At 62.4% G+C, this 26878-nt stretch carries 25 protein-coding genes; 2 read left to right on the top strand and 23 right to left on the bottom strand.

What is annotated here, in order from left to right; genetic code table 11:
* Nucleotides 1–17: 17 nt before the first annotated feature.
* Complete coding sequence (locus AC1RQP_RS02345; protein ID WP_492935783.1) at nt 18–308, bottom strand: hypothetical protein; 291 nt, start codon at nt 306–308, stop codon at nt 18–20.
* 55 nt (nt 309–363) lie between these two features.
* Nucleotides 364–741 (bottom strand): hypothetical protein, encoded by a 378-nt coding sequence (locus AC1RQP_RS02350; protein WP_492935784.1) that lies wholly within the window; start codon nt 739–741, stop codon nt 364–366.
* A gap of 295 nt (nt 742–1036) precedes the next feature.
* On the opposite strand from AC1RQP_RS02350, the gene AC1RQP_RS02355 reads away from it, so the two are divergent.
* Nucleotides 1037–3064 (top strand): carbohydrate porin, encoded by a 2028-nt coding sequence (locus AC1RQP_RS02355; RefSeq protein ID WP_492935785.1) that lies wholly within the window; start codon nt 1037–1039, stop codon nt 3062–3064.
* A gap of 319 nt (nt 3065–3383) precedes the next feature.
* Here AC1RQP_RS02355 and AC1RQP_RS02360 read toward each other — a convergent pair whose 3' ends face one another.
* Nucleotides 3384–3596, bottom strand: a complete 213-nt coding sequence (locus AC1RQP_RS02360) for a hypothetical protein (protein ID WP_492935786.1) — start codon at nt 3594–3596, stop codon at nt 3384–3386.
* Between the two features lie 181 nt (nt 3597–3777).
* On the opposite strand from AC1RQP_RS02360, the gene AC1RQP_RS02365 reads away from it, so the two are divergent.
* Nucleotides 3778–4020 (top strand): DUF2171 domain-containing protein, encoded by a 243-nt coding sequence (locus AC1RQP_RS02365; RefSeq protein WP_492935787.1) that lies wholly within the window; start codon nt 3778–3780, stop codon nt 4018–4020.
* Nucleotides 4021–4115: 95 nt separating this feature from the next.
* On the opposite strand, the gene AC1RQP_RS02370 is transcribed toward AC1RQP_RS02365, so the two are convergent.
* The 20 genes from AC1RQP_RS02370 to ihpB (AC1RQP_RS02465) all read right to left on the bottom strand — a co-directional run bounded on the left by AC1RQP_RS02370 (nt 4116) and on the right by ihpB (AC1RQP_RS02465) (nt 26660).
* Nucleotides 4116–4295: a hypothetical protein gene (locus AC1RQP_RS02370; RefSeq protein WP_492935788.1), complete on the bottom strand. Its 180-nt coding sequence runs from the start codon at nt 4293–4295 to the stop codon at nt 4116–4118.
* Nucleotides 4296–4398: 103 nt separating this feature from the next.
* Nucleotides 4399–5856 (bottom strand): tetratricopeptide repeat protein, encoded by a 1458-nt coding sequence (locus AC1RQP_RS02375; RefSeq protein ID WP_492935789.1) that lies wholly within the window; start codon nt 5854–5856, stop codon nt 4399–4401.
* A gap of 99 nt (nt 5857–5955) precedes the next feature.
* On the bottom strand, nt 5956–6927 hold the full coding sequence (locus tag AC1RQP_RS02380) for a cation diffusion facilitator family transporter (protein WP_492935790.1): 972 nt from the start codon (nt 6925–6927) through the stop codon (nt 5956–5958).
* Nucleotides 6920–7819 carry a cation diffusion facilitator family transporter gene (locus tag AC1RQP_RS02385; protein ID WP_492935791.1) on the bottom strand — a complete coding sequence of 300 codons (900 nt, stop codon included), beginning with the start codon at nt 7817–7819 and terminating at the stop codon, nt 6920–6922. The genes AC1RQP_RS02380 and AC1RQP_RS02385 overlap by 8 nt, the downstream gene beginning before the upstream one ends.
* 3 nt (nt 7820–7822) lie before the next feature.
* Complete coding sequence (locus AC1RQP_RS02390) at nt 7823–8683, bottom strand: hypothetical protein (RefSeq protein ID WP_492935792.1); 861 nt, start codon at nt 8681–8683, stop codon at nt 7823–7825.
* Entirely contained in the window at nt 8680–9174 is a 495-nt protein-coding gene (locus AC1RQP_RS02395) for a hypothetical protein (protein WP_492935793.1), read from the bottom strand. Before AC1RQP_RS02395 ends, AC1RQP_RS02390 begins: the two co-directional genes overlap by 4 nt.
* 25 nt (nt 9175–9199) lie before the next feature.
* Nucleotides 9200–9439 (bottom strand): PilZ domain-containing protein, encoded by a 240-nt coding sequence (locus AC1RQP_RS02400; protein ID WP_492935794.1) that lies wholly within the window; start codon nt 9437–9439, stop codon nt 9200–9202.
* Nucleotides 9440–9464: 25 nt separating this feature from the next.
* Nucleotides 9465–9779 (bottom strand): ferritin family protein, encoded by a 315-nt coding sequence (locus AC1RQP_RS02405; RefSeq protein WP_492935795.1) that lies wholly within the window; start codon nt 9777–9779, stop codon nt 9465–9467.
* 1 nt (nt 9780) lies between these two features.
* Nucleotides 9781–10956 (bottom strand): OpgC domain-containing protein, encoded by a 1176-nt coding sequence (locus AC1RQP_RS02410; protein WP_492936365.1) that lies wholly within the window; start codon nt 10954–10956, stop codon nt 9781–9783.
* Nucleotides 10953–13157 carry a heavy metal translocating P-type ATPase gene (locus AC1RQP_RS02415; RefSeq protein WP_492935796.1) on the bottom strand — a complete coding sequence of 735 codons (2205 nt, stop codon included), beginning with the start codon at nt 13155–13157 and terminating at the stop codon, nt 10953–10955. Before AC1RQP_RS02415 ends, AC1RQP_RS02410 begins: the two co-directional genes overlap by 4 nt.
* Nucleotides 13154–16375 carry an efflux RND transporter permease subunit gene (locus AC1RQP_RS02420; RefSeq protein ID WP_492935797.1) on the bottom strand — a complete coding sequence of 1074 codons (3222 nt, stop codon included), beginning with the start codon at nt 16373–16375 and terminating at the stop codon, nt 13154–13156. The genes AC1RQP_RS02415 and AC1RQP_RS02420 overlap by 4 nt, the downstream gene beginning before the upstream one ends.
* Nucleotides 16368–17357 (bottom strand): divalent metal ion exporter adaptor subunit IhpB, encoded by a 990-nt coding sequence (ihpB, locus tag AC1RQP_RS02425; protein ID WP_492935798.1) that lies wholly within the window; start codon nt 17355–17357, stop codon nt 16368–16370. The genes AC1RQP_RS02420 and ihpB (AC1RQP_RS02425) overlap by 8 nt, the downstream gene beginning before the upstream one ends.
* Nucleotides 17354–18625 carry a divalent metal ion exporter subunit IhpA gene (gene ihpA, locus AC1RQP_RS02430; protein WP_257194693.1) on the bottom strand — a complete coding sequence of 424 codons (1272 nt, stop codon included), beginning with the start codon at nt 18623–18625 and terminating at the stop codon, nt 17354–17356. The genes ihpB (AC1RQP_RS02425) and ihpA overlap by 4 nt, the downstream gene beginning before the upstream one ends.
* A 54-nt stretch (nt 18626–18679) precedes the next feature.
* Nucleotides 18680–18988 (bottom strand): hypothetical protein, encoded by a 309-nt coding sequence (locus AC1RQP_RS02435; protein WP_492935799.1) that lies wholly within the window; start codon nt 18986–18988, stop codon nt 18680–18682.
* Nucleotides 18989–19249: 261 nt separating this feature from the next.
* The gene (locus tag AC1RQP_RS02440) at nt 19250–19897 is read right to left on the bottom strand and encodes a class I SAM-dependent methyltransferase (protein WP_492935800.1); all 648 of its coding nucleotides are present in this window, start codon (nt 19895–19897) and stop codon (nt 19250–19252) included.
* Nucleotides 19894–20424 (bottom strand): MarR family winged helix-turn-helix transcriptional regulator, encoded by a 531-nt coding sequence (locus tag AC1RQP_RS02445; protein ID WP_492935801.1) that lies wholly within the window; start codon nt 20422–20424, stop codon nt 19894–19896. The genes AC1RQP_RS02440 and AC1RQP_RS02445 overlap by 4 nt, the downstream gene beginning before the upstream one ends.
* 764 nt (nt 20425–21188) lie before the next feature.
* The gene (gene flgF, locus AC1RQP_RS02450; RefSeq protein WP_492935802.1) at nt 21189–21923 is read right to left on the bottom strand and encodes a flagellar basal-body rod protein FlgF; all 735 of its coding nucleotides are present in this window, start codon (nt 21921–21923) and stop codon (nt 21189–21191) included.
* Nucleotides 21924–22097: 174 nt separating this feature from the next.
* Complete coding sequence (locus AC1RQP_RS02455; RefSeq protein WP_492935803.1) at nt 22098–22472, bottom strand: hypothetical protein; 375 nt, start codon at nt 22470–22472, stop codon at nt 22098–22100.
* Nucleotides 22469–25717 (bottom strand): efflux RND transporter permease subunit, encoded by a 3249-nt coding sequence (locus AC1RQP_RS02460; RefSeq protein WP_492935804.1) that lies wholly within the window; start codon nt 25715–25717, stop codon nt 22469–22471. The genes AC1RQP_RS02455 and AC1RQP_RS02460 overlap by 4 nt, the downstream gene beginning before the upstream one ends.
* A complete protein-coding gene (gene ihpB / locus AC1RQP_RS02465; RefSeq protein WP_492935805.1) occupies nt 25707–26660 on the bottom strand; it encodes a divalent metal ion exporter adaptor subunit IhpB in 954 nt (317 codons plus the stop codon). The genes AC1RQP_RS02460 and ihpB (AC1RQP_RS02465) overlap by 11 nt, the downstream gene beginning before the upstream one ends.
* Between the last annotated feature and the right edge of the window lie 218 nt (nt 26661–26878).

The raw sequence follows: 26878 nt of genomic DNA on the forward strand, positions 1-26878 counted from the left end.
ATCGTCTTCGTCTCGCCTTAGACGTCCGTCGACGTCGACGTCGGCGGCGGCGAGAAGTCGGCGCGCGGCGGATGCTTCGCGCGGAGCGCCTCGATCAGCGCGTCGACCTCCGGCTCGGCAAGCGGCGTCGCGACCTTATCGACGACCGTGACGATGCCGTCCGCATCGGCGGTCTCGCAGCGGATTACGATCCTCGGCTCCAGCGACCGGTACATCGCCAGATCCTTCTTGGCCTCCTTGAGCTGCTTCGCTTCGGTCGATTCCGCGGGCGGTCGCCGCCAGGCGGGGTCGATCAGTTGGAACGGCACTCCGAAGTCTGCTGCTGTGCCCGCCGCGCCAGCGTCGTCGGTGAACAGTTTTATGTCATGGCCGACTGCCTGCCCGGCTAATGTGGAGACGATGCCGACTAGCTTCTCGTCTGGTTTGCCGTAGTCTAACCGGTCCGCGAGCTTGGGATCGGGTCCGACGCTCGTCAGGCGCCGAAGCACGAACCCGGGGCCCCGATTCCTGGATCTCCACCTCGGTCGCGCCCGATGTCAGCATCGCGCGGATGCGGCTGAAGATGTCGAGCGCGCGATCGCGCGTGCGGCCGTTGCTCTTCTTGTGCTTGTCGATCTCATCGACCACCGGCTTAGTCAGCACGATGACGACCGGATCCGCACCGAGTTCGCTCCAACGCAACTGCTCGAGCGGCTTAAACTCGAAGAACAGATTAGTGTCGGCGGCGAGATGCAGTTCCATAAGCTGTATTACCTTTTGGCGGACTACGAAATATCGTCTCCGGACGACCGCGGTTCAAGGATTCATGGCGCTATCGAGGGCGTTCGGCGCCATGGATTCGCAGGCTACCTCATCTACCTCGAAGAAGGTTGTCGCCCCGAGGTGATCGTTCCTCCGCGAGGACAACGAGGCGGCCGACCGCGGCCGCTGTGGGACCGCCGTTTGGGGCCATCCGAGCGAGCTGCATCGGTCCCGGCCTCAGTGACATCGGGATCACAACGCTGGAAAACTAAACTGTTGCCAAGCCTTCATCGCCATGGCGAATACTCTCGCAGGGGATGCGGTCGTCGCGATGAAGAGAGTATTTCTGGGAATTATGCTGGCGGCCGGCTCCGCGGCCGAGGGACTTTCGGCCGACCTGGGCAGGGTCGGTTCTAGCCAGGCAGTCGACTGGAGCGGCCCCTTCGTCGGCTTCCACTACGCCTACGGAGGCGGCGAATCCCACTACTCTTTGCGCGGTCCGGGATCGGACCCGTCGTCCGGCTCGATCGGCCTGACGAGCGCGCCCGACGCGTTCAAGGGAACCGGCTCCTACGCTCTCGGCCTGAGCGCCGGCTACAACCACCTGCTGCCTTCCCACGTGGTTCTCGGCATCGAAGGTGACCTCACCTTTCCCAATACGATCACCGGGACAAACTTCGTCGTCGGCGTTCAAGGGCCGGTAGCCCTCAAGGAAACCGTCCTGACATCGGGAACGCTGCGAGCTCGGCTGGGGTACGCGTCGGGGTCCTGGCTGTTCTACGCCACCGGGGGTCTTGCGTGGAGCTACGACCAGGCGACGCTCGGTCCGTTCGACGGCAGCGCGGGAGACAAGATCGGTTTTACTCGGCTCGGCTCCGCCTGGGGTGCCGGCGCCGAGCTCGCCTTGTCGGCGAACTGGTCGGCGCGGTTCGAATACCTCGACACGGAGTTCGGCGCGAAGGCGAAAACGTTCGGCGGAACGCAGCTTCTTTCCTCTGACCTTTCCGTGCAAACCGCCCGCCTCGGCCTCAACTACCGCCTCGGCCAAAATGGGCAGAAGGTTCTCCAGGACGGCTTGACGCCCTTCGAGACGGATCAGTTCAGCATCCATGGTCAGACGACGTATCTGCAGCAGTACGCGGCGCCTTTCCGCTCGCCGTACACGGGTACGAACAGCCTAATTCCGAACCAGACCCGACAGACCTGGGACGTGACGCTCTACGCCGGGTTCAGGCCCTGGCAAGGCGGAGAGTTCTGGGTCAATCCGGAGATCGATCAGGGGTTCGGCTTGAGCTCGACCTTGGGCGTGGCCGGATTTCCGAGCGGGGAGGCCTACAAGGTCGGATCCGCGGCGCCCTACGCCCGCATTCCCCGCGCCTTCTTCCGCCAGACGTTCGACCTTGGAGGGGAGACCAAGAAGGTCAACGCCGACATCAACCAATTCGCTGGCACGCAGAGCGGCGACCGCTTGGTCCTGACGGCTGGAAAATTCGCCGTGACCGACGTCTTCGACACCAACAAATACGGCCACGACCCGCGCAAGGATTTCATGAACTGGTCGATCGTGGACACTGGCACATTCGACTACGCCGCCGACGCCTGGGGCTTCACGTACGGTGCCGCCGTCGAGTGGTATAAGGGCGACTGGACCTTCCGCGGCGGCTTGTTTGATCTTTCGACCGTCCCCAACAGCACCGAGCTGGATCCGACGTTCTCCCAATTCCAGTGGATCGGCGAGATCGAACATCGCCATGAGATCTGGGGCAAGCCGGGTAAGGTCGCGGTTACGGGATTCCTGACGCGCGGGCGCATGGGCCGCTTTGACGACGCCGTGGCGCTCGCGCAAGCGACGGGCGCAGCCGCGGATACCGCCCTGGTCCGGCGCTACCAGAGCCGGGCCGGCATCAGCGCCAACCTGGAGCAGGCGATCACGAAGGACCTCGGCGTCTTCGCGAGGGCCGGCGTCGCCGACGGCGCCAAGGAGTCCTACGAATTCACCGACATCGACACGACGGTTGCCGCTGGCCTCTCGCTCGCGGGAACCTCCTGGAACAGACCCAACGACACGTTCGGATTCGCCGGCGTGGTGAACGGCATCTCGCAAGCGCGCCGCACCTACCTCGATGCGGGCGGTCTCGGCATTCTCGTCGGCGACGGGCGCCTGCCAAACGCCGGTCCCGAGAAGATCATCGAAACCTACTACAGCTTTCCCCTGTGGTCGTGGCGCGCGACGCTGGACTACCAGCTCGTCGTCAATCCCGCCTACAACCGCGACCGCGGTCCGGCGTCGATCTTCGGCATGCGCGTCCGCTCTCAATTCTGACGGCCATCACGGGCCACGTGGACGGTGCCTCGCCAACGACTGGACCGTGTCGGCGCAAACAGGGCTGGCGAGCGCTATTTCAACCAACACAGTCCTAGTTGTTGAAAGCGACCTGGGAACCTTCCTGACGGCCGTTTTCTCCGACGAGGCGGATTTTTGAATTCCAAATGCGGATCCCGACGCGCGCCCCCCTTTCGAGGGAGAAAAACCAAAAGGCCGCCCCGGGAGGGCGGCCTTTTCTTCGCGTCTCTCTCGTCGAGCGGTCACCAGGCCGAGTAGTTTTGGGGAGGACATCTCAGGCTGGCGTTCCGCGAAGTTCTCAATAGCGGTGGGCGTGCCCGCGCTTAATGACGACGGCCCGGTTTCCGTGCCTCATGTCGCGGTACATGCCGGCCCCATGGTGGCCGCGCATCTCTGCCCGCGCGCCGTATCCACCATGATGTCCTCCCTTCTTGAGAATCACCGTCTCCGCCGAAGCCGGCAGGGCGAACGAGACGGCCAAGCCGAATACCAAAAGACCAATCTTCTTCATGTTCCAAGTCCCTCTGTCATCTGTCGTTACCCAAGTCACACGTCATCGTGACGTTCCCTTCGGCGGAAGAGTCCGGTTGCGACCAATTTACACACGACTAACGATCGCCTGATGGGCCTGTGCGCGGAGCAACCTTGCTTCGGCTCGCGCGTTTTAAATCTCCAACCAAAGGAGACCAGCGATGCCGGACACCACGCAGATCAAGGAACACATGGACGTCATTTCATCCGACAAGAAGACCGTCGGAAAAGTCGATCACCTGGAAGGGACCGACAACATCAAGTTGACGAAGCAGAGTTCGCCTGACGGCGACCACCATCATTTCATTCCGGCATCTTGGGTCGACCATGTCGACCAGCACGTTCACCTCAACAAAACCGGCGACGAAGTCACCAGCCACTGGCAGCACGAAGGTCGCAGGTAGGCGACCCAGCTAGACGCCAAACCGCGCGCCCATTCGGCTGCCGACGCGACGGCAGCCGCGTTGGTTCCTCAAACACCCGATAGTGTGCGCCGAACTCAGCCTAAGAATAGTTTCCGTAGGACGATCACGGTGGCCGCTGCACCCAGCGGGCAGACAAGGGTGACCGCGTAACTGTCAGGAAAAGCACGATACAGCAGGATGCCGAACGAGCCGGACGACAACGCTATCAGCACCAATAGTCCAACAACGAAGAGAACGCGCTGAACCTTGGACATTCGGTGGGAGTCCCCATCCTTCTTCTCATTATCGCGGCGAACCCCCAACCGTCCTCTCGCATCGAAATCAACGGAACGCCGCGGTCGATGACGTGCGCCTCCGCTACTTCGCCTCTTTGTCGTCGCGGAGCTCGGCTTGAGCAGCGGCGAAGATGATGTCCACGGGACGGCACCGATCCACGACCGTCCGAAGCATCCGGCGGCCGGCTGCTTTCTGTTGACCGTGGCTCAGGAACTCGCCGACGAAGAAATCCGCCTCGCAAAGCCGCCTTTCGCGTTCGGCGCCCACACCGCCGTCGGCGTCTTCGCGCACCCGCTCCATGTCCAGTTTGCCCAAGTAGAAATCCAGGACCTGAGCAGGCCACTGGGAGCGATCCACCCTCGCCGCGTTGCGCTCAAGTTCCTCGCCGTCCGGATTGCCCTGGTGGATGCGGGCGATGTGCATCCAGATGGCGGGAAAGGCGCTCGTCGGCCTGAGTCGCGCAGCGACACGCAGGTCTTCGATCGCCCCCGCGATCTCGTCCGAATAGAGCCGAGCTCGTCCTCGTCCAAGATATGTAGCTGCGTTGCCGGGATCGATCGTCTGGGCATGGTCGAAATCGGCCAGTGCATCCTTGTAGCGCCCCACCGTCATGTAGGCGCTCGCCCTGTTCGACCAAAAGATCGGATCGGTGCCCTTGAGCCGGATCGCCTCGTCGAAATCTCCGATCGCCTTGTCTGTGTCGCCCAGCAGCAGATACATGCCGCCGCGGTTGCTGTAGGCGTCCGCGAAGTCGCGCTGCAGGTCGATTGCCCGGTCATAGTCCGATATCGCGGCGCGATAGTCCTGCTTCGCGATGAAGGCATGGGCGCGGTTGTAGAATGTCTGTGCGGCCGTAGGATCGAGCCGGATCGCCTCCCCATAGCTTTCGATAGCCCGGTCCAACTGTCCCTTGCGTTCGTAGACCGATCCGAGATTGTTGTGAATGAGTGCGCTGGTCGGGTTCAGCCGCAGCGCTTGCATGAGATCGTCACGCGCCTTGTCGAATTCCCGCCGATCGTTCCAAGCCAGTGCGCGATACACATAGGAATTCGGGAAGTCGGGCAACAGCGCTATCGCCGCATCGAAATCGCCTAAGGCGAGTTCACGCAGTCCGAGCGCGTCATACGACACTCCTCGCCCGTACAGGATAAAGCCGCGCTGCTCGGGAGTGAATTGCCCTTGCTTGATGGCCTCGTTGAACAATTGAATGGCCAGCGGAAATTGCTTCCTGTCTTTTGCCGCGAACCCCTCCCGCGCGAACTCCCGAGCGGTCTGGGCGGCCGACGGCGAAACCAGCGAGCAAAGCATCAACAGGCTGCAAGCCGCGAAGAGCAACCTCAGCCACCTCCCGAGAATCGCGATGTCGGATCCTTCCGCCGATCGATAGTATTTCGGAGCCTGTTTCGTCACGATCGCACTCAATTCGTGACGCGTCCGGCGGGAAATCTTCCGTCGACGAGCACACCGCATTCCTCGCAGGAAAACATCCAGCCTCCGGGCTCCGTTCGCCAGTCGCCGTCGTGCGGACAGTTCGGGCATGCCACCCTCCCTCTTTCGTTTCCTACGTCGATCGCGATGCCGAGCGCCGACTTGTGGCAATGAAGTCGCTCGACCTGGTCGTCCTCCCGCTCATCCAAGCTAGACCACGTCGTCGGGCGCCAGCGCGCACGCGTTGTTCTCGTCGGATTCGATCTGCAGGGTCGCGTGTCCGATCTTGTGCTCCGTCCTGAGCAGTCGGGCGGCTTCCATCAGGAAATCGTCGCCGGGATGCCCGGCGGGCATGAGCAGATGACACGTGAGCGCCGTTTCCGTCGTGGAGATCGGCCAGATATGCAGGTCGTGGATCTTGGCTACGCCCGGCCGTTGCAGCAGAAACGACCGGACGGCATCCATGTCGGTTCCGGCCGGTGCCGCGCTCAATGACATCGCGATCGAGCCGCGCAGCAGGCTCCAGGTGCTCCACAGGATAGCGGCGCAGATGACCAGGCTCATTCCAGGATCGAGCCAAAGCCAACCCGTCCAGAGGATGAGCGCTGCGGACGCGACGACGCCCGCCGAAACGGCGGCGTCTCCGGCCATGTGCAGAAATGCCCCTTGGATGTTGATGTCGCCCTTGCGGCCGCTCGCGAACAGCATGGCCGTAGCGCCGTTGACGACGATGCCGATGGCGGCGACCACCATGACGGTCAGACCGGCGACGGGCTCCGGTTCGTACAGCCGGAGGATGGATTCCCATCCGATGGCGCCGGTCGCGACGAGCAGAAACACGGCGTTCGCAAGCGCCGCCAGGATCGACGTCCCCTTCAGACCGTAGGTAAACCGGCCGCTAGGCGCTCGCTTCGCGGCGACCGACGCGGCCCAAGCTACGATCAGGCCAAGTACGTCGCTCAGATTGTGCCCGGCGTCCGCGAGCAGCGCCGTCGAGTTTCCGAGGTAGCCATAGACGGCTTCGGCCACGACCAGGGCGGTGTTCAGCCCGATACCGACGGCGAAGGCCTTGTCGAAGCTCGCCGGAGCGTGGACGTGACCGAGCCCGCCATGATCGTGACGGTCATGATGCCGGTGGTCATGGTCGGCGGGTTCATTGTTGCGGTGATCTGCCTCAGACATGGAGCACGGTTTCCTCGGCTCTCATAGCCTCGTCCTCGATCTGGATCGTTGTGTGCTCGATGCCGTATTCAGCCTTCATCAGGTTCCGGGCCTCCCTCAGCGCCTCCCGCCCGGCCGACATGTCGACCACGACGAGGTGGCAGCTCATGGCGTCGAAGCCGGACGTGACTGTCCAGACATGCAGATCGTGGACGGCGACAGTTCCCGGGATGGCGAGCAGCTTCTTCTCGATCGCGCCGGTATCGACGTTGGGCGGGGTCCCCTCCATCAGAATGTGGGTGACCTGACTGAGGAGCGACCACGTCCGGGGCACGATGAACAATCCGATGCCAGCGCCGATGATCGGATCGGCAAGCGCCCATCCCTTCCACATCATAAGCAGGGCGGCGACAATCACGCCGATCGATCCGAGCATGTCGCTCAGCACTTCGAAGTATGCGCCCTTGACGTTCAGGCTTTCGGACGACCCGCTCGAGAGCAGCCACATGCTGACCAGATTGACGGCCAAGCCGATGGCGGCGACAATTAGCATCGGCCCGCTCAGGACTTCGGGGGGCGACAGGAAGCGCTGATAGGCCTCGTACAGGATGTAAACCGTCAGCAGGAGCAGGACGACCGCGTTTGCCAGCGCGGATAAGACCTCCATCCGAAGGTAGCCGAAGGTCCGCTGTGGGGTCGCTTCGCGGGCGGCGAAGCGGATCGCGAGCAGCGCCAGCGCGAGTCCGCCGACGTCGGTCAGCATGTGAGCGGCGTCCGCGAGCAGCGCCAAGCTGCCGGTCACAAGTCCTCCGATGACCTCCGCGATCATGTAGGTCGCGGTCATCGCGAGGGCCCAAGCGAGCTTCTTCGCGTGTTTAGCGCCGGCCGTTCCGACGGATACACCTCCGTGCATGTGTCAATCTCCCGTCGTGGTCGTATTTTGAGCGCCGCCGTCCGGATCTTCGAGCGCTCGGCGGAGGTTGCGCTCGAGCTCGTCGAGCAGGAAGAAACTGACGTCGTCCACCGAACCGTGCCCCTTCGCGAACGGCTGCTCTAGGAGCCGGACGAGGTAGAGGACGTAGACAAACATGAACGTGATGAAGCCGAACAGCAGTGCAGATGCCGGGTCGCCTTCCGTCTTCAGCAGCAGAAGCAGTAGTACGATCGAGAACACCAGCGTCTGCACCAGCACATGCACCGAGGGCACGAATTCGACGCGCTGAATGGTGTAGATCCGGAGCAAGGCCCTCCGGATCACGTCCTGGTTCGTTCGGAGACGAACTACGAAATTCGCAGCCATACCCATGCCCTCGAGCCGACCCAGGATCGGCGTCAGCTTGGCCAACTCGTCCAGGGCGGGGGGAACGTCCTTGTGGCCGTTTTTGTGCCCGAGACCCTCGCGAAGCCTGTCGATTAGGGCCAGCAACAACTGCTGCGCCTTCCGCAGGTCGAAGGCATCGTTGTTCTGCGCGAAGCAAGCGAGGTCGCCCTCGATCGCCTCGATGGAATTCCTGAGATCGGCGGGAATTTTCTCCGCCTCCTTGTAGTCCTGGAGGATGCTCGACAACAGAAAGCCGACGATGAACACGGCGCCGCCGATGCCGCTAGTCAGCAAGCCATTGAGATCGAGGAACTCGAATCCGAAGTAGTGGACCGCAACCTTCGCCGCGCTCAGAAGCAGCACGACGACGCCTACGGTGAAGAACAGCCGGAACCTCTTCCAGAGGGAGATGTCGGCGCCACCGAAGTGAAGATGCGAAATGATCGATGACGTCACCGGTATATGTCCTTTCCGAATGAATGCACGGGCGCGAATGTGCGTCCGTTCCAACGTAGTATCTCCGGCCCACCTCCCTCGAGTTCCAATCCGGCGGTCCCGCCGCCGTTGATCAGCTTCATGTCGTGGACATATGCGCCGAAGACACGGCGCGAATGGCCACCCTGTTCGAGGTAGACTTCATGAAGGCATCGCTCCGCCCGGCAGATCGCTTCTCGCCGTTCGCAGGCGAAGTTTTCGAAATGCAACGACCTGAAGTGCAGGCCGCCGGCCTCTATGGTGGTCGAAAAGTAGTGCGTCGCGGCTGCCTTCCCACCGCATTGCCGCTCCATGCGGCTCAGACCGTGACGGATGTCGGCCGGAAGCCGATCGATGTGCTCGGAGGCATACGGGCGTTCGCTTGCGATGCTGCCCCGTCCCTCGGCAGTGCTCGCCGCCGCGATCAGACCCAATATCGTTCCTAACGCCAGGAAGAGCCGGTCTTTCTTCATATGCGCCTCCGCTGCTGAGCCGCCCTCAATCTTCGAACTCCACACCCAACCGCTTCTCCTTGACCCACGCGACACGACAGGCGCGCCGTGTTCCGTCCGCCGCCACCACAAGCGTGAAATCACGGGGGATACCGAGCGGACTCTCCACCTCCAACATCGCGCCACGATCACTGAGATTGCGGATCGAGCAGTCGATGGCGGAGCTTCCGAATTCAATCGATCCCTTCTTGAGTACCCTGCGGCGCTGATCTCCGCGTCGTTCCATTCTTGTCGCTCCGACAATCTTCAAATCAGTCGACCGCCTTCTCGGCCTTCTCGCCGAGTTTGACGATGTCGCCCTGCGTGAAGAGGATTCCCTTGAGTTCCTCGCGCCACTCCTTCTTCCGCCGCAGCAGGAATTCGAGGTTCATGCCGAAGTGCTTGAATTCCTCTTTCTGGGCGTTCGCCATGATGGCTTTCGCCTTGTTGTCCTTCTCGACCGACATCCGCTGTTCGTACCAGTTGATGGCCTCGGCCTCCTCGATCAGGGACGCGATCATCCTCGCGAAGGTCCGGATCTCCTGCGAAAGCTCCTGCGGCGGTTCGTGATATTGTTCGAAACCCATTTCATCGCTCCCTTTGTGCTAATCGCGGCTGCCGAACTCCTTCGCGCTCCGACGCTCTCCGGTCGGGTGCAGCGCGAAAGTTTCTGGTCCATGTTTTGAAACAGGCGACAGCGATCATGATGCCGATGCCCACAGTACTGACCACGATCTGAAAGACGAGCGAGTCGGAGATGAGATCGATGGCGAAGTAAGCGACGAACGCGAGGAATACGCCCACGCAGAAGACTTCAAGCGATCGCTCTCCGCACAGCCGCAGCGGCCGAAGCCACGGTGCGGACAGGAAGCGCGCCTCCTTCGGGATCAATCGCGAGACAACGATCGCGAGGGCCAGGAAATGGACGATGCGATAAGGCGCCAGATTCGTCTTGTCGTTCGGAATGAACGCCGAGCGGATGGGTTCGGGGATCAGATCCTGGTTACCGGTCCGCGACGCCAGTGTAACGATCGCGGCGAACAGGAGAATGAAACCGGCGATGGCGAAGGCGGTCTTCGAGTTGATGAGCGCCCTTATCGCTGTCGTTCCTCCGACGGCGACCCATGCTCCAATGACGAACAGAAATTGCCAAGCGAACGGATTGAAGTACCAATGCCCGGTGGGATATGCGCGTAGATTCCATCCTAAGGTCAGCGCGGCGACGTAGACGCCCGCCGAGATCACCAGCGCGACGTTCGGCCACCTCATGAGGATCCACAGCAGCGGCGGAAACGCGATCATCAACGCGATGTAGAGCGGCAAGACGTCGAGGTTCAGCGGCTTGTATTCGAGCAAGAGCCCGTGCTTGAGGAACTCGACCGGATCTCGAATCAGAAGTCGAATGTTGAACTCGTCGAGCAGGTGGGCGTGGCCGTACCGTTGCGCGACATATCCGATGGTGACGACGTAGAAGACGAACAGCAGGATGTAGGCGACATAGAGCTGCCATGCTCTGCCGAGAATGCCGAGGGCGGCGGCGAGGAAGCCTCTCGCCCGCGCCATGCGCGCGTAGACGAACGCTACGGTATATCCGGACACGAAGACGAACAGTTCGGCAGCATCGCTGAAACCATAGTTTCGGGCCGTGATCCAAGCGACCGCATTGTTCGGGACGTGGTCGACGAAGATCGCCCAGTTGGCCAGTCCCCGAAACACGTCGAGGCGCAGATCACGGTCGCCGGCTTGGACCCCGTTGGCCGTCATGTGGACGCCCCCTCGCCCACTCCACTGCTGCCCGGTATCGAAAGCAGCCGCAGCGCGTTCATGGTGACCAGAACGGTCGCGCCGGTATCGGCGAGGATGGCGGGCCAAAGTCCGGTGATCCCCACGATCGTGGTGACTAGAAAGACCGCCTTCAGCCCCAGCGCGATCGAGATGTTTTGCCGGATGACACCCATCGTCCGCCTGGACAGCTCGATCATGGCCGGCACGTCGGCGACGCGCCCATGAAGAACCGCGGCGTCTGCGGTCTCGAGCGCCACGTCGGTGCCGCCACCCATCGCCACGCCGACGTCCGCGGCGGCGAGAGCCGGCGCATCGTTGATCCCATCGCCGACCTTCAGGACGACTTCGCCTTGGTTCTTGTACGCCTCGACGGCGCGCTGCTTGTCCTCCGGCATCATTTGCGCGCGATGGTCGATGCCGAGGTCGCGCGCAAGCGCCGCAGCGGTGCGGGGATTGTCGCCCGTAAGCATCACCGAACGGACTCCAGAGTCGGCCAAGCGACGCAGAGCCGCGACCGCATCGCTGCGCAACTCGTCCCGCATGGCAATGCAGCCGGCTGCCTCTTGATCGACAACAAGGACGGACACGGTTTTTCCTCGTTCGTTGAACGCCTCGACGAGATCTCTTTGCTCCTCAGAGAGCGCGACGATCCGTTCAGCCGCGGCGGGCGAGCCGAGGAAAACCGTTCGTCCCCCGAGCACTGCGCGAACGCCTTCTCCCGCCAGGTTTACGAAGTTCTCGACCGGCTGCGGCCGAGCGTCCTTGTCGGAGGCCGCCTGCAAAATGGCGAGCGCAAGGGGATGGCTGGAGCCGCGCTCGAGCGACGCGGCAATGGACAAAACCTCGACCTCCTCGTGACTAAATCCGACGACGTCCGTGACCTTTGGCTTGCCCGCGGTGAGCGTTCCCGTCTTATCGAAGCAAGCGACCGTAACGTCGCGCAAGCGCTCAAGGACGGCTCCGCCCTTTAGGAGCAGGCCGCGACGCGCTCCGGATGCAAGGCTCGCGGCTATCGCTGCCGGCGTCGAGATCACCAGCGCGCACGGACAGCCGATCAGCAGGATAGCCAATCCCTTATAAATCCACTCGCGCCAGGTTGCACCTGTCCAAACGAGTGGCGGCAGGACCGCTACGATCGTGGCGACCACCACCACGCCAGGCGTATAGTAGCGCGAGAACCGGTCGATGAACCGTTCCGTGGGCGCCTTGGATTCCTGGGCCTCTTCGACTAGCTTGACGACGCGGGCGATGGTGTTGTCCTCAGCGGCGGCGGTGACCTTGATCCGGAGCAGAGCCTCCCCGTTCACGGTTCCGGCGAAAACTGCCTCCCCGGCCTTCTTGCGGACCGGCGTGCTCTCGCCGGTCACGGGCGCCTCGTCGACGGCGCTATCTCCGGAGACGATGATGCCGTCGGCAGGAATGCGATCGCCGGGGCGAACCTGGATCAGCGCATCCACAGATAGCGTCTCGGCTTCCACCTCGCGGACTTGGCCATCGGAGTGCTCGAGACGGGCAATTTTGGGGACGAGCTTGGACAAATCCCGGATGCTCGCCCTCGCGCGACCTGCAGCGAACCCCTCAAGAAGTTCGCCGATCAAAAATAGGAAAACGACAGTCGCCGCTTCTTCCGTCGCGCCGATGAAGACCGCGCCAACGGCCGCGATGGTCATCAGCATCTCGATCGAGAACGGTGTTCCAGCGAAGGCCGCCGAAAATGCTCGCTTGGCGATGGGGACTAGCCCGACGAGCATCGCGAGCAGGAACGCCCAGCTCTCGATGTTCGGAATCGCCTTTCCCAAGGCGAAGGCGACTGCCAGCGCGGTTCCGCATGCAATCGTCGCATCGCCCTTGCTCGATCGCCACCACCGCTCCTGACCGTCGGCGGCATGACGGTGATCATGACCATCGTGGTCATCGGAATGACCGTGCTGGTGCGCCGGGCCCTCTTTGCCTTGGGGCCGATCCTCTTCGACGACGTACCCTAAGGCTGCGATCTGCCGGATGACTGCCTTCCGCTGGACGGCTCCCTCATGATCGATCGATACGCTTCCGCCGGTCACCGAGACTTCGACGCCCCGCACCCCGGGCATCCGCGAAACGGCATTCTCGATCTTCGTGGCGCAAGCCGCGCAGTCCATCCCGCCGACCCGAAATCTCATCTTCTGAGCAGCCTCGGTCATGCGTCGCTTCCCTGCGCGGCGCCATCGACGTCGTCTTCTGGTCGAGGTGCTGGCGCAGAGTCCTTCCGGAACAGCACGTATAGGGCTGGAAGTACCAGCAACGTCAGGATCGTCGATGAGATGATGCCGCCGATGACGACGGTGGCCAACGGCCGCTGCACCTCCGCGCCGGCGCCCGTTGCGATCGCCATGGGAACGAAGCCCAGCGAGGCGACCAGCGCGGTCATCAGCACGGGGCGCAAGCGCGTCACCGCGCCTTCATGAACGGCCTCGAGCACGGACCTGCCTTCGTGTCTCAGCTTTTCGATGAACGCGATGATGACCAGGCCATTGAGCACCGCGACGCCGGAGAGTGCGATGAAGCCGACGCCCGCACTGATCGACAGCGGAATACCTCGCAGCAGTAGCGCCAGCACCCCGCCGGTCAGAGCCAGCGGTACGCCGCTGAACACCAGAAGCGCATCGGCAATAGATCCGAAGCTCATGAAGAGCAGCAGCAGCACCAGCAGCAGGGCCACCGGAACGACAATGGTTAGCCGCTTGGTCGCCGAGACCAGTTGTTCGAACTGCCCTCCCCAACCGATCCAATAACCGACCGGCAGCTTGACCTTTTGCGTCACCGCGTCCTGCGCTTCCGAAACAAACGAACCGAGGTCCCGCTCGCGGACGTTGGCCGTCACCACGATGCGCCGCTTGCCGTTCTCGCGGCTGATCTGGTTCGGACCAGGCGCGGAATCGACAGTCGCCACCGACGACAGCGGAACGTAGCGGGGCTGAGCTCCGACGGACCCAACCAAGGCGGTCTTGGTGATGGTGGCCGAACCGGGCTCCTCGGCTGGCAAGGGAATCGGGATCGCGCGGATCGCCTCGATGTTGCCGCGCAGCCGCTCCGGAAGGCGTACGACGATGTCGAAACGACGATCCCCTTCGAACAGTTTCCCGACGCCTTTTCCGCCGACTGCGATCTCGACGATGTTCTGGACATCGCCGACGCTGAGGCCGTACCGCGAGAGAGCCTGCCTATCGAGCTTGACGGTGAGGATCGGCAGGCCGGCGACCTGCTCGGTTTTGACGTCAGTAGCTCCGCGGATTCCCTGTATCACCGACTGCACCTGGCTGGCCGCGCCCTGCAGCACGTCGAGATCGTCGCCGAAGATCTTGATGCCGACGTCGCTGCGGACACCGGAGATCAGTTCGTTCACGCGCAACTGGATAGGCTGCGAGACCTCATAATTGCTGCCGGGAATGTCGTTGGCGGCCTTCTCGATCTCCTCGACCAATTCCGCCTTCGGCTTCTCCGGATCCGGCCACTCGCTGCGCGGCTTGAGCATGATGTACCCGTCCGACATCGACGGCGCCATGGGATCGGTCGCGACCTCAGCCGTGCCTGTCCGGGTGAAAAACTCCTTCACCTCGGGCAGTTGCTGGATCCTCTTTTCCAGCGCCATCTGCAGATCGAGCGACTGCGTCAGGCTCGTTCCGGGAATCCGGATCGCGGCCAGAGCGACGTCGCCCTCATCAAGGCTCGGAATGAACTCGCCGCCCATGCGGCTCGCCGCAAACAAGCTCGCGCCGACGATCAAGACCGCCAAAACCGCCACCACGCCACGGAAGGCGATCGCACGGTCCAGGAGGGGCAGATAGACGCGCTTGGCGGCGCGCATGAAGAAGTTCTCCTTCTCCGACACCTTGCCGGTCACCACGATGGCGACGGCTGCGGGTACGAAGGTAACGGAGAACAGCGCCGCGGCGGCGAGCGCCATCAGCACGGTCAGCGCCATCGGCGTGAACATCTTGCCCTCGACACCCGTCAGGGTCAGTACCGGCAGGTACACGACTGCGATGATCAGCGTTCCGAACAGGCTGGGCTTGATGACTTCTGCCGATCCGTTCCGGATGGTTTCCAACCGCTCCTCGAGATTCAGCAGCCGACCCTTCTCATGTTGAGCTTCGGCGAGCAGGCGAAGACAGTTCTCGACGATGATGACTGCACCGTCGACGATGATGCCGAAGTCGATGGCCCCGAGGCTCATCAGGTTGGCGCTGACCTTCGTTTCGACCATGCCAGTGACCGTCATTGCCATCGACAACGGGATGACGCAGGCCGTGACCAAGGCTGCACGGAAGTTGCCGAGGATGAGGAACAGCACGACGATGACGAGGATCGCGCCCTCAACGAGATTCTTCTCGACCGTCTTGACCGTCGCATCGACGAGGTGGGTCCGGTCGTAGACCGTGCGGGCGACGACGCCGTCGGGAAGCGACTTGGCGATGTCGTTCAGCTTGGCCGCAACCCGCTGGGCCACCGCGCGGCTGTTCTCGCCGATCAGCAGCATCGCGGTACCGAGTACCGTCTCCTTCCCATTGAGCGTCGCTGCGCCCGTGCGGAGATCCTTTCCTTCGGCGACTTGGGCCACATCCCTCACTCGGACCGGTACGCCGCCTCGCGAACCGATGACGATGTCCTCGATCTCGGCGATGTTGGCTACCTGGCCTGGGGTCCGGACCAGATATTGTTCGCCGTTCCTCTCGATGTAGCCGGCGCCGACGTTGGCATTGTTGGCGGCGAGCGCCGTCATCACGTCGCGGAAGCCGAGCTTGTAGGCCATCAGTTTGCCCGGATCCGGCAGCACGTGGAATTGACGTTCGAACCCGCCGATCGTGTTGACTTCGATGACGCCCGGCACATTGCGGAGCTGCGGCTTGATGATCCAGTCCTGGATCGTCCGCAGATCACTCGGCGTGAACTCCTTGCCGCCCGGCGCCTTCGCGCCCGGTTTGGCTTCGACCGTGTAGTGGAAGATTTCCCCGAGACCCGTCGCTACGGGCCCCATGGCGACTTCGATGCCGACGGGAAGCTGATCCTTAACCTGCTGGATCCGCTCGTTGACGAGCTGGCGCGCGAAGTAGATGTCGGTGCCGTCCTGGAAGACGACCGTCACCTGGCTGAGGCCATATCGCGACAAGGAGCGGGTGTATTCGAGCTTGGGCAGCCCGCCCATCGCCGTCTCCACCGGGAACGTGATGCGCTGCTCGGTCTCTAGCGGAGAATAGCCCGGCGCCTGCGTGTTGATCTGCACCTGTACATTGGTGATGTCCGGCACCGCGTCGATCGGCAGGCGGGTGAAATTCCAGCCGCCGAAGGCCAAAAGCCCAAGCACGAACAGGATCACCAGCCAACGCTGGCGGATGGAGAACTCGATGAGGCGCTCAATCATGCTCGGCCTCTCCCTTGCCCATCTCCGCCTTCACGACGAATGAGTTTTGGGCCACGTACTTCTCGCCCGCCTTTACTCCCGCTCGAACCTCCACGAACTTCTGATCGGAGTCCCCGAGTTCCACCGGCCGCGCTTCGAGCTTGTCGTCGCCTTCGCGAACGAATACGACGGTCTTGTTTTCGAAGGTTTGGATCGCGCCGGCATGGATGGCGACCGGCACCTTCCGCTCGGCAAGAATCAGACGGGCTGTCACAAACAGTCCGGGCCGTAGCCTTCCGTCCGGGTTCGGTAATACCACTCGCGCGATAGCTGTCTGGGTCTCACTCGATCCGACTGGCGCCAAGTAGGAGATCTTGCCTTTGATATCGCCGGCGTTGTCGTCCGGATCGATCAGGACCTCGTCTCCGATCCGTACGCGCCTGAGATCCTGACGGTAGATCGACAAGTCGCACCAGATCGTCGACAGGTCCGCCACGACGAATGACGGCTTCTGCTCGGAGACGTATTCGCCGAGCGAAATCTGACGGTCGATCACCGTGCCGGCGATCGGCGCCTTGAGATCGTAGACCGTCAGGCTCTGGTTGCTTTCGATGGACGCCAGCAAGTCGTCCTTGCCGATCACGTCGCCGATCCGGCGCTTGATCGCACGCGCGATGCCGGGGAAGCGCGGCGTGACCTGGACGACGGTCTCCTGATTGGCGCGTAGCACGCCGTTGAACGACAAGGTTTCGGTCAGGGTCGCAGGACCCGCTTCGGCGAAGGTCGCGCCTGCAGCCGCCAACTTGACATCGCTGATGACGATGCGGTCGGCGCCATGCTCGTCCTTCTCGGCGTGCTCGTTGCCGGCCTTCTCCTCCTTCGCGTCCTGCTTCGCGGCCTGCTGCGTCGCGGCGGGCGCGTCCTTGGGCATCAGCATGCGATAGCCGAAGGCGCCGGCGGCGGCCGCGACCAGTGCGAGGACGATTGCGCTCGAAGTCTTCATCGTGCGCTCTCCCGCGCCAGAGCGAAGGGATTGCCGACGAGTCCTTCGATCGTGGCAACGGCGACATGGTAGTTCTGCAGCGCCTCCTGCTCCCGCAGACGAGCCTGGGTGACGTTGGCCTGCGCGTCCAACACTTCGAGCAGCGAGAAGCGCCCGGCGCCGTAACCCTGTTCGATCTCGTTGGAGGCGGCCTGGGCCTTCGGGATGCCGGAGTCGCGAAGTATCGCGAGTTCCCGCAGCGAGCCCTGAACGTTGTCGTATGCCCGTCCAGCGACGACGATCAGCGTGTTGCGGTTCGCCTCGCGTTCCGCCCGCGTCTTGGCGAGGTTCTGCTGTGCCGAGAGGATGTTGCCCTGGTTCTGATCGAAGATTGGGATCGGAACCGTGAGGCTGAGCCGCACCGCGTCGTCGTTGGTCTCGTTGTAGTGTCGCCATCCGGCGGAAAGGCGAACGTCAGGATAAGGCCTGAGCCGCGCCAGCAGCAGTTCGGCGTTGCGTTGCGCATAGACCGCATTCCACCGGACCAGTTGCGGGTTGGCGTCGATGGCGGCGATCACCGTCTGGAAAGATGGCGCGCGCGTGGTGGCATCGAGCCGTCCCGAGACGGCGCCGAATTTCGGGGAAGTGTCGCCCATGAGCACCGCCAATTCGCGGCGCGCGCTGGCCAGGTTTGCCTTGGTGCGCTCGCGATCGGCCTTCACCAGGGCCGCTGCGACTTCGGCGCGGCCGGTCTCGGCAGGCGACGACGCACCGGCATCGACCCGGCGCTGAAGCAACGGCGTCAGACGCTCAAGGGCGGCGACCTGCTCGTCGAGGATCTGGATCCGCCGCTGCAGCCCGAGCACGTTCAGAAACGCGATGGCCGTTTCCGACAGAATCTGCAGACGCACCGCCTGGCGCTCGATCGTCGCACCGTTGACGCCGGCCTGGCCGGCCGCGATGCGGGCCTCGCGCTTGCCGAACAGCTCGAAAAGCTGGCTGATCTGCAGCGTCGTCTCGGCCGACTTCGTCCCGCGATAGATGCCCGAACCGAAGGAGTTATCCTGTTCGTAGCTCAGTTCCGGATTGAGGAGCGCCCCCGCCTGAATGCGCTGGCCCGTCGCGATCCCGATGTCGCGTTCGGCGGCGGTCAAGCGTGGGCTGGTCGCGAGCGCGCGTTGCAACGCCGCCCCGAGATTGAGGGTCTGCGAATGCGACGCCGCCGTCAGCCAAGGACTGACCAGCAACGCCGTCGCGCACGCGAAACGCGTGACGCACTTTGAAAACATGATGAAAACCTGACGAAAGACGGAATCAGAGCGCGATGCGCCCAGCGGTCATTTTCAGGTCAGGAACTTCGGTGGGGGCGGATCGAGACCGCGCACGGTGTCGGTGAGAGGGGTCGTGGCCCGGATGAGGACCGCCAACTTGGGTTCCATCACAGTCATGGCCTGCTGCGGAGGCGCCGCGACGGAAACCGCGAAGCAGCCATGGCAGTGATGGTCGACGATGGCACCCGTCTCAGGGCCGCTATCGGACTTGATATCGACCATCCAAGCCACCGGCGAACCGGTTGGATTGGTCACGTCAAGGTCGAGACACCGATGCAGCGCCCCCGACATCAGATAGGTCACGATCAGAAATACGGACACGATCCCGCGCAAAGCAGGAATATGCCTTAATCCAGATCTGATCCGACCAATCGTCAATGACCACACTCTACGTTCGCGAGTTGGTAGGTAGCATGGGCACAAGGCTCACGTCGACCCGCAATATTATAACAATCCCAAACATTTGTTGCGTGTCAATCGCAACTTCTAGGAATCGAGCATGCGGGTAACCCTGTCCCAGTTCTGGGACGTGGCTGCAGGCTTTTCTTCGGAGGCACCGTACCCGTCTTATGCGACGTTCTTTCACGGCTTCCTAAACGATAGCATTGCAACTCGTCCGATCCGCACCGAATGCGAGGACTGCAGTTTGGCCCCGGCAAAGCCCGCCTTTTTGAAGAGTTTGCCCCAAGTCCCATCGACGTGGGACTGAACCGCGATCCTACTTGAAATCTGCGCTGCAAGGTTGAGGACGATTCGTTCCTCCCGGTTGGTCGGCCGGTCATAGTCCGCAGCGTACAGTGCGCCCCCACGCCGCAGGACTCGGAAAGCCTCCTTCGCCAAGGCGATTTTTTCATCGGGAGCCCGCAGGTGGAAAGACAGTACGCATATCGCGCGGTCGAAGCTGCCGGTGTGGACCGGTAGGGCAGCAATGGAAGGTGCGTCGACGAACGTAATATTCGAAATTTGCTGCTTTTCGATAGCTCGCTTTGACTTTCGGACGATCGATGGATCGGGATCCGCCACAACGATACTGAGCTCGGTGAACCGTTCTGCAAGCGAGATCGCGGTCGCAGCGCTTCCCGGTCCGAACGCCAAGAGGCGCTCTCCGCTCTTCGGAGGAACCAGATCGAACAAGGGCTCCTGCCACGACGTGTCGCGCAGCATTGCAGCGGCGAAGCGATAGTAAAGCGGTTTGAGCGCCGCCACGACCAAAATCGATAGAAACTTCATGCGGTGTCGCGACCGCGAGGCCAATGGCGGAGAGCGTCCGAAGCCGTCAGAAGCTTCGCGCGCTTGAGGACGCTCTTCAGCTCCTCGAGTTCTGCGAGAAGTCGATGCGCCTTGCCGCTCGCGTTATTGGCAACATACGCGTTCGCTGCGTTCATGGAACTAGATAGGCTTTCTATCTGCCACCGAGCGCTGCTCGAAAGTGCGAGGAGCACAACACGGCGATCGGTCGCGCTCGGCTTGCGACGGATCAGTCCTTTGGACTCGAGCAATTGACACTGCGCCGTGACGAACGACGCGTCCACTGCCAGTTTCTCCGACACCACGCTGACCCGCACCCCCTCTTCGTCCGCGAGATGCGATATCGCCATCAGGATGTTCCATTGAGCCACCGTGACACCCAGACCGGCCGCCCAGCACTTCTGCACTTCGTTTAGACAGCCGTGAATTTGCTTCACCTCCCAAGACAATCGCTGCAAGAGGTCGTCCGGCGCCGAAGTCTGCGAATCTTCAACTTGCTTGGTTTCCATAACGTGATCCTTCAATTCCAATGCGGCCGCCGACGGCGCCTGCAAAACGGAATGGCCCGAAAGAGCGGCTTCTGAAAAATGCGCTGTCGATCCAGGTCGCCTGCATGCTCGCGGCCCCGGCAACTTGGCTGAGCTCGCAAAGGCTTTGAGAGCGACGCCGTCGCCATCCCAAAGGCAGGGACGACAGCATCGCGCTGCGGCGCGAGGGAGGTTCGACGGAAAACGGAAACAGGACGCGCGATGCGTCCCGCGTCGTTCGCTTTAGGTCAGAGATTTCGGCGGGGGCGGATCAAGACCGCGAACATTCCCGTATAGGGGAGCCGCCGATTTCGGCAACTCAGCGGGCCTCACATCCAAGTGAGTTCCGCCTGTTGCGCCGGCCCGGGGACCGACACCGAAAAGCAACCGTGACAGTGGTGATCGGCCACCAAACCTCGTTCGGGCGATTGGGAGCTCTTGCCGTCCGTAGCCACGATCGCCGAGGCTGATCCGGAGCGAATGGCGACGTCGACATCACCGAGTCCATGCAGAACGCCAGACAGGACATACGCCAGGGTCAGGAGAGCGGACACGATCCCGCGCAACGCAGTGATGCGCCGAGTTCCCGATATGACCTGACTAACCGACAATGATGACCCACTTGGTGAAGACAACGGGGCTACCTAACATGATGGCTACCTTCCGTCGATCCGCGAAAAATCGCGAGCGCGTCGCTGGTCGAACGGTTCCAACTTCGGGCTGCCGCCCGCTGAGCGCTTCGTGGCCTACAAATCCTCACCAGCCAACTTTCTGAGTTCGTTCTTGTCGTCTTCGCGCAGGATCGTGTTGGCAACTTGATCGTAGGCCCGGGTAGCAGCAACGAGACTGCTCATCTCATGGACCGCGTTTACGTTCGCCCCCTCCAAGGCTCCCGTAGCGAGCCGAATCTGCGCCGGAGGCACCTCGTTCGCAGGCAACTCCGATGAAAAAAGCGTGCTTCCCTCGGCGCGCAACTTGGCATTATCCTCGAACTTCACCAGGCGCAGACGTCCTATCGGTCCCCTCGCCGTCGAGATGGTCCCATCGGCTCCGATGCCCACCGGCCCATCGCGTGGCGGAACCTGTAAGGGGCCGGTCGCAGTCAACACGATATCGCCCGACAACGTGACCACGCGGCCTTCCTTGTCGAGCGTGAACGCTCCGTTCCGCGTGTAGCGATCTCCGGCAGCTGTCCGGATCACAAAGAAGCCGTCACCGACGATAGCGACGTCGGTCCCGTTCCCGGTGGCCTTGAGGGGGCCGCCGGAAAAATCAGTGTAGCCGGTGGCGGCCACAAGCGATCGCATCGGAGCCGAGGGTATGTCGTCGGCTTCCTTCGCCTTCGTGAGATATTCGCGGAACTGAAGCCCCTCGCGTTTGAATCCGGTCGTCGTCTGGTTAGCAACGTTTCGAGCAACCTTGTCCAATTGCTGTTGCAGCGTGATCAATCGCGATAGCCCGATGACGGTCTTGTCGGACATTGGAAGACTGCCTTTCAAACTGCCGAATGAGGCCGGTGGTCGCCCTTACGCTGCGCTTGCTTGGTTTGAGGATCGCAGCGGACGGGATCCGCCGCGCGCTCGGTTCTCGGCTTGGAGCCGACATAACTGCGCGCGGCTTTGCCTTGCCGTCGACAATGTCGTCGGATGGAGCCTTCAGCCCTTGTACTTGGCTTGGCCCGACTTGCCCGTGTCCGTCTTGATCATGAGTGTGATCGCGGTGGATGCCGTAATCGGCTTCTTCGTTTCACCCTTCAGGACGTTCTCTCCCGACGGAGAAAGGACAATCGTCTCGCGATCGTCGCCGTTCACGACCAGAGCGGAGGCCGTATAGCCCTTAGTCGACACGGGCTTGTTGTCCTCGTTGAGGACGTTGAACGTCACGGCATTTCCCGACGGCAGGAACTCGATATGCACGCCGGCCGCATCCGCAAGAACGCCGCCATTGGGTCCCTTCGAACCGTGTGAGTGTTGAGCGTGAGCCGGGACGACCGAAAGCAGTACGGCGAGTATGAATGCGGCGGGTTTCATGCAGTTTCTCCTTGTGCGGTTGCGGAAGTCGACTTCGTCGTGACCGCTTCACGACGGAAGAGCGTGTAGAGCGCCGGCAAGACCAGCAGCGTCAAAATGGTCGATGATACGATCCCGCCGATGACCACGGTGGCGAGTGGCCGCTGCACCTCGGCGCCGGCGCCGGTCGCGATCGCCATGGGCACGAATCCCAGGCTTGCCACCAGGGCGGTCATCAGAACCGGCCTCAACCGGGTCAGCGCCCCCTCGCGAACGGCTTCGACGACAGGGCGGCCCTCCGATCGCAGCTTCTGGATGAACGCGATGATGACCAGGCCATTCAGCACTGCGACGCCCGATAGCGCGATAAACCCGATACCGGCGCTGATCGAAAGCGGGATGTCGCGCAGCAGCAGGGCGGCAATGCCACCCGTGAGCGCGAGCGGCACCCCGCTAAAGACCAATGCGGCATCGGCAAAAGATCCCAGGCTCATGAAGAGCAACACGAAGATCAGGAGCAGCGCGATCGGAACGACGATGGTCAGCCGCTTGGTTGCGGAAACCAACTGCTCGAACTGTCCTCCATAGGTGATCCAGTAACCCGCCGGCACCTTGACGCCGTCGGTGATCCGCCGCTGGGCGTCGGCAACGAACGAGCCGAGGTCTCGGCCGCGCACGTTCGCGGTGACCACGATGCGCCGCTTGCCGTTTTCCCGGCTTATCTGATTGGGACCCGGAGCCGCGTCGATCTCGGCGACCGAGGAGAGCGGGACATAACGGACCTGCCCCAACGGTGAATTTCCCCAAGCCGCCTTGATGGCCCCAGCCTGACCTTCGCGCACGGGAAGAGGGATCGGAAGATTGCGGATCGCTTCCATATCCGAGCGAAGGTGTTCGGGCAGCCGAACGATGATTTCGAAACGACGATCGCCTTCGAACACCAGGCCGGCGCTCTTGCCTCCGACCGCGATCTCGACGATGCCCTGCACATCGGAGATGCTCAGGCCTTGTCGTGCCAAGGCCTGCCGGTTCAATTTGACCGTGAGCACGGGCAGCCCGGAGACCTGCTCCGTCTTCACGTCTGCAGCCCCCTGCACACCTTGCAGCACGCTTTGCACCTGGCCGGCGACCTGCAGAAGCGTGTTCAGGTCGTCGCCGAAGATCTTGACCCCGACGTCGCTGCGAACGCCCGATATCAACTCGTTGAAGCGCATCTGAATCGGCTGGGTGAACTCATAGTTGTTGCCCGGCACCTCCGCGACGACCTTTTCGATCTTGGAGACGAGCTGCGCCTTGGTCATCGAAGGATCAGGCCACTGAGCGTGGGATTTGAGCATGATGTAAGTGTCGGCGACGTTCGGCGGCATCGGATCGGTCGCCACCTCTGCCGTGCCGATCTTGGAAAAGACCTCACGGACCTCAGGCACCCTCCGGATGGCCTCCTCCAGCTTGATCTGCATATCCACGGCCTGCGTCAGGCTCGTCCCCGGAATGCGCATCGCGTGCGTGGCGACATCGCCTTCATCGAGCGAGGGTATGAACTCGCCGCCCATGCGAGACGCGGCAATTCCGCTGACGATCACCAACGCGCCGGCCGCCAGTGCGACCATGTGTCGATTGCGTATCGAGGCATCGAGAAGCGGCACATAGGCGAAGCGAGCCCCGCGCATGAACCAGTTCTCCTTCTCGGTCACTTTGCCGGTCACCAGAATGGCAACAGCGGCCGGAACAAAGGTCATCGACAAGATCGCGGCGCCGCCCAACGCCATGAGAACTGTCAGGGCCATGGGCGTGAACATCTTCCCTTCGACGCCCGTCAACGTGAGAACCGGGAGGTAGACGACCGCGATGATGAGGGTGCCGAATAGGCTGGGCTGCACGACCTCCCCTGCTCCCGCCAAAATCGTATCGAAACGCTCCTCGCGGCTCAGTATGCGCCCTCTGCGGTGCTGCTCCTCCGCAAGCAGCCGCAGGCAGTTCTCGACGATGATGACCGCACCGTCGATGATGATGCCGAAGTCGATGGCGCCGAGCGACATGAGGTTCGCGCTGACCTTATTCTCGACCATTCCCGTCACGGTAATGAGCATCGACAAGGGAATGACGAGCGCGGTGGCGACGGCCGCTCTGAAGTTGCCGAGGATCAGCAGCAGGATCACGATGACGAGGATCGCGCCCTCGAGCAAATTCTTCTCCACGGTAGCGATCGTGGCCTCGACGAGGCGCGTGCGGTCGTAGAGCGCCCTCGCCACCACACCGTCGGGCAGGGTTTTCGCGATCTCGTCCAGCTTCGCCGATACACGCTGGGCCACCGTGCGGCTGTTTTCGCCGATGAGCAGCATGGCCGTGCCGACGACGGTCTCGCGCCCATTCAGCGTTGCCGAACCGGTACGGAGCTCTCGCCCTTCGATCACCTCTGCGATGTCGCCGATCCGGACCGGGATCCCTTCCCGCGCCCCGATCACGATGTTTCGGATGTCGCTCGCGTCGCCCACCTGCCCCGGCGTGCGAACCAGGTATTGTTCGCCGTTCCGCTCGATGTAGCCCGCGCCGACGTTGGCATTGTTCGATGCAAGCGCGGTCATCACATCGCGAAAATTCAGCCGATACGCCATCAGCTTGGTAGGATCGGGCAGGACGTGGAATTGCCGCTCGAACCCGCCGATGGTGTTGACCTCGACCACGCCAGGCACCGTCCGCAACTGCGGCTTGATGATCCAATCCTGGATCGTGCGAAGGTCTATCGGGCTGATCTCGCTCCCGTCGGGGTTTTTGGCTGCCTTCTTCGCCTCGACGGCGAACATGAATATCTCTCCGAGGCCCGTCGAAATCGGTCCCATCGCCATTTCGATGCCGTTCGGCAGGAGGTCTTTCACCTGTTGCAAACGCTCGTTGACCAACTGGCGCGCGAAATAGATGTTCGTGCCGTCGGCGAAGACGACGGTGACCTGGCTTAGTCCGTATCTGGACAGCGACCGTGTGTACTGGAGGTTCGGTAGCCCGCCCATGCCGGTTTCGACTGGAAACGTGATGCGCTGTTCGACCTCCAGAGGTGAATAGCCCGCCGCGCTCACGTTGATCTGCACCTGGACGTTGGTGATGTCCGGTACCGCGTCGATCGGAAGGCGCGTGAAGTTCCAGGCTCCTATCGCCCCGACCGCAAGCACCGCAAAGAGGACCAGCCATCGCTGGCGTATCGAGAATGCGATTATCGCGGTGATGACCCCGTGCTTCCGCTCGCCGATCGGGCCCTGCTCAGTGCTCATGGGCGGCTGTTCCCTTGGCTATTTCCGCCTTGACGATGAAACTGTTCCGTCCCACGTACAGGTCGCCCTCCTCCAGGCCGAACTGCACCTCGACGTGCTCGCGATCGCGAGCACCCAGCTCGACCTCGCGCACCTCGAATTTCAGGCCATTGCGGACGAAGACGACGTTGCGGTTTTCGAAGCTTTGGACGGCGGTCGATTTGACGACGATCGGCGCGGACTTGTCCGAGAGCATCAGGCGCGCCGTGACGAAGATGCCTGGCCTCAGTCTTGTCCCCTCGTTCGGCACGCTGGTGCGCGCAAGAGCGCTCTGCGTATCCGCACTGCCGACAGGCGAAATGTAGGTCAGCCTGGCCTCGATCGGCTCCCCGCCGTCGCCGACGTCGATGACGACCTTGTCGCCTTCCCGCACCCGCTTCAGGTCCCGTCGATAGACGGATAGGTCGACCCATACGGTGGAAATATCGGCGATCGTGAAGGCTGCCTTTTGCTCCGACGCGTATTCACCGAGAGAAATTTGGCGGTCGATGACCGTGCCGGCCAACGGCGCCCGGATCTCATACGTCGTGAGACTCTGGTTGCTCTCGATCTTGGCCAGAAGGTCGTTCTTTTCGACGCGATGACCGACGCTCGCCTTGATCTCGCGGACGACTCCTGGAAATCGCGGAGTTACCTGAACGAGAGCCTCCTGATTTGGCTGCAAAATGCCGTTGAGGAGCAGACTGTCGCGAAGAACGCCGGGCGTTGCGACGAGGAGCTCGATATCGGAAGACCTGAGCTTGTCGTCGCTCATTTCGACGCCGTCGGCGTGACCTCCTTCTTCGTGGCCATGCCCCGCCTCCGATTGCTTGCCGGAGCTCTGCTGAGGCAAGTTCAACAGGAAGAAGCCGATTGCAGCCAGGGCGATAGTTGCCAGGACCGAGTTCGCGAAAAGCCGCTTCATGGCGCGCTTCTCGCTGCGCGGCGGGCGCGGTCGCGCAGCGCCAGGAAAACGAGGGTTCCCAAGCCGCATCGACCGGCCGACGACGAACGCCGCTCCCGCGTCTCGAAACCCATGGGCAAAGCGACGAATACATGCGCTCGCGCTTCTCGCGCGGCAGCGATCTCAGAAGACATGGAAATAGACCTGCAAACGAAGGCAAGAAGGCGCACGGATGCGCC

The organism is Bradyrhizobium sp. GW821-FHT13H06, assembly GCF_058803975.1.

Coding starts and splice junctions, on each gene's coding strand:
- AC1RQP_RS02350 (WP_492935784.1), bottom strand. CDS start 741: ATGGAACTGCATCTCGCCGCCGACACTAATCTGTTCTTCGAGTTTAAG.
- AC1RQP_RS02355 (WP_492935785.1), top strand. CDS start 1,037: ATGGCGAATACTCTCGCAGGGGATGCGGTCGTCGCGATGAAGAGAGTA.
- AC1RQP_RS02360 (WP_492935786.1), bottom strand. CDS start 3,596: ATGAAGAAGATTGGTCTTTTGGTATTCGGCTTGGCCGTCTCGTTCGCC.
- AC1RQP_RS02365 (WP_492935787.1), top strand. CDS start 3,778: ATGCCGGACACCACGCAGATCAAGGAACACATGGACGTCATTTCATCC.
- AC1RQP_RS02370 (WP_492935788.1), bottom strand. CDS start 4,295: ATGTCCAAGGTTCAGCGCGTTCTCTTCGTTGTTGGACTATTGGTGCTG.
- AC1RQP_RS02375 (WP_492935789.1), bottom strand. CDS start 5,856: ATGCCCGAACTGTCCGCACGACGGCGACTGGCGAACGGAGCCCGGAGG.
- AC1RQP_RS02380 (WP_492935790.1), bottom strand. CDS start 6,927: ATGTCTGAGGCAGATCACCGCAACAATGAACCCGCCGACCATGACCAC.
- AC1RQP_RS02385 (WP_492935791.1), bottom strand. CDS start 7,819: ATGCACGGAGGTGTATCCGTCGGAACGGCCGGCGCTAAACACGCGAAG.
- AC1RQP_RS02395 (WP_492935793.1), bottom strand. CDS start 9,174: ATGAAGAAAGACCGGCTCTTCCTGGCGTTAGGAACGATATTGGGTCTG.
- AC1RQP_RS02400 (WP_492935794.1), bottom strand. CDS start 9,439: ATGGAACGACGCGGAGATCAGCGCCGCAGGGTACTCAAGAAGGGATCG.
- AC1RQP_RS02405 (WP_492935795.1), bottom strand. CDS start 9,779: ATGGGTTTCGAACAATATCACGAACCGCCGCAGGAGCTTTCGCAGGAG.
- AC1RQP_RS02410 (WP_492936365.1), bottom strand. CDS start 10,956: ATGACGGCCAACGGGGTCCAAGCCGGCGACCGTGATCTGCGCCTCGAC.
- AC1RQP_RS02415 (WP_492935796.1), bottom strand. CDS start 13,157: ATGACCGAGGCTGCTCAGAAGATGAGATTTCGGGTCGGCGGGATGGAC.
- AC1RQP_RS02420 (WP_492935797.1), bottom strand. CDS start 16,375: ATGATTGAGCGCCTCATCGAGTTCTCCATCCGCCAGCGTTGGCTGGTG.
- ihpB (WP_492935798.1), bottom strand. CDS start 17,357: ATGAAGACTTCGAGCGCAATCGTCCTCGCACTGGTCGCGGCCGCCGCC.
- ihpA (WP_257194693.1), bottom strand. CDS start 18,625: ATGTTTTCAAAGTGCGTCACGCGTTTCGCGTGCGCGACGGCGTTGCTG.
- AC1RQP_RS02440 (WP_492935800.1), bottom strand. CDS start 19,897: ATGAAGTTTCTATCGATTTTGGTCGTGGCGGCGCTCAAACCGCTTTAC.
- AC1RQP_RS02445 (WP_492935801.1), bottom strand. CDS start 20,424: ATGGAAACCAAGCAAGTTGAAGATTCGCAGACTTCGGCGCCGGACGAC.
- flgF (WP_492935802.1), bottom strand. CDS start 21,923: ATGTCCGACAAGACCGTCATCGGGCTATCGCGATTGATCACGCTGCAA.
- AC1RQP_RS02455 (WP_492935803.1), bottom strand. CDS start 22,472: ATGAAACCCGCCGCATTCATACTCGCCGTACTGCTTTCGGTCGTCCCG.
- AC1RQP_RS02460 (WP_492935804.1), bottom strand. CDS start 25,717: ATGAGCACTGAGCAGGGCCCGATCGGCGAGCGGAAGCACGGGGTCATC.
- ihpB (WP_492935805.1), bottom strand. CDS start 26,660: ATGAAGCGGCTTTTCGCGAACTCGGTCCTGGCAACTATCGCCCTGGCT.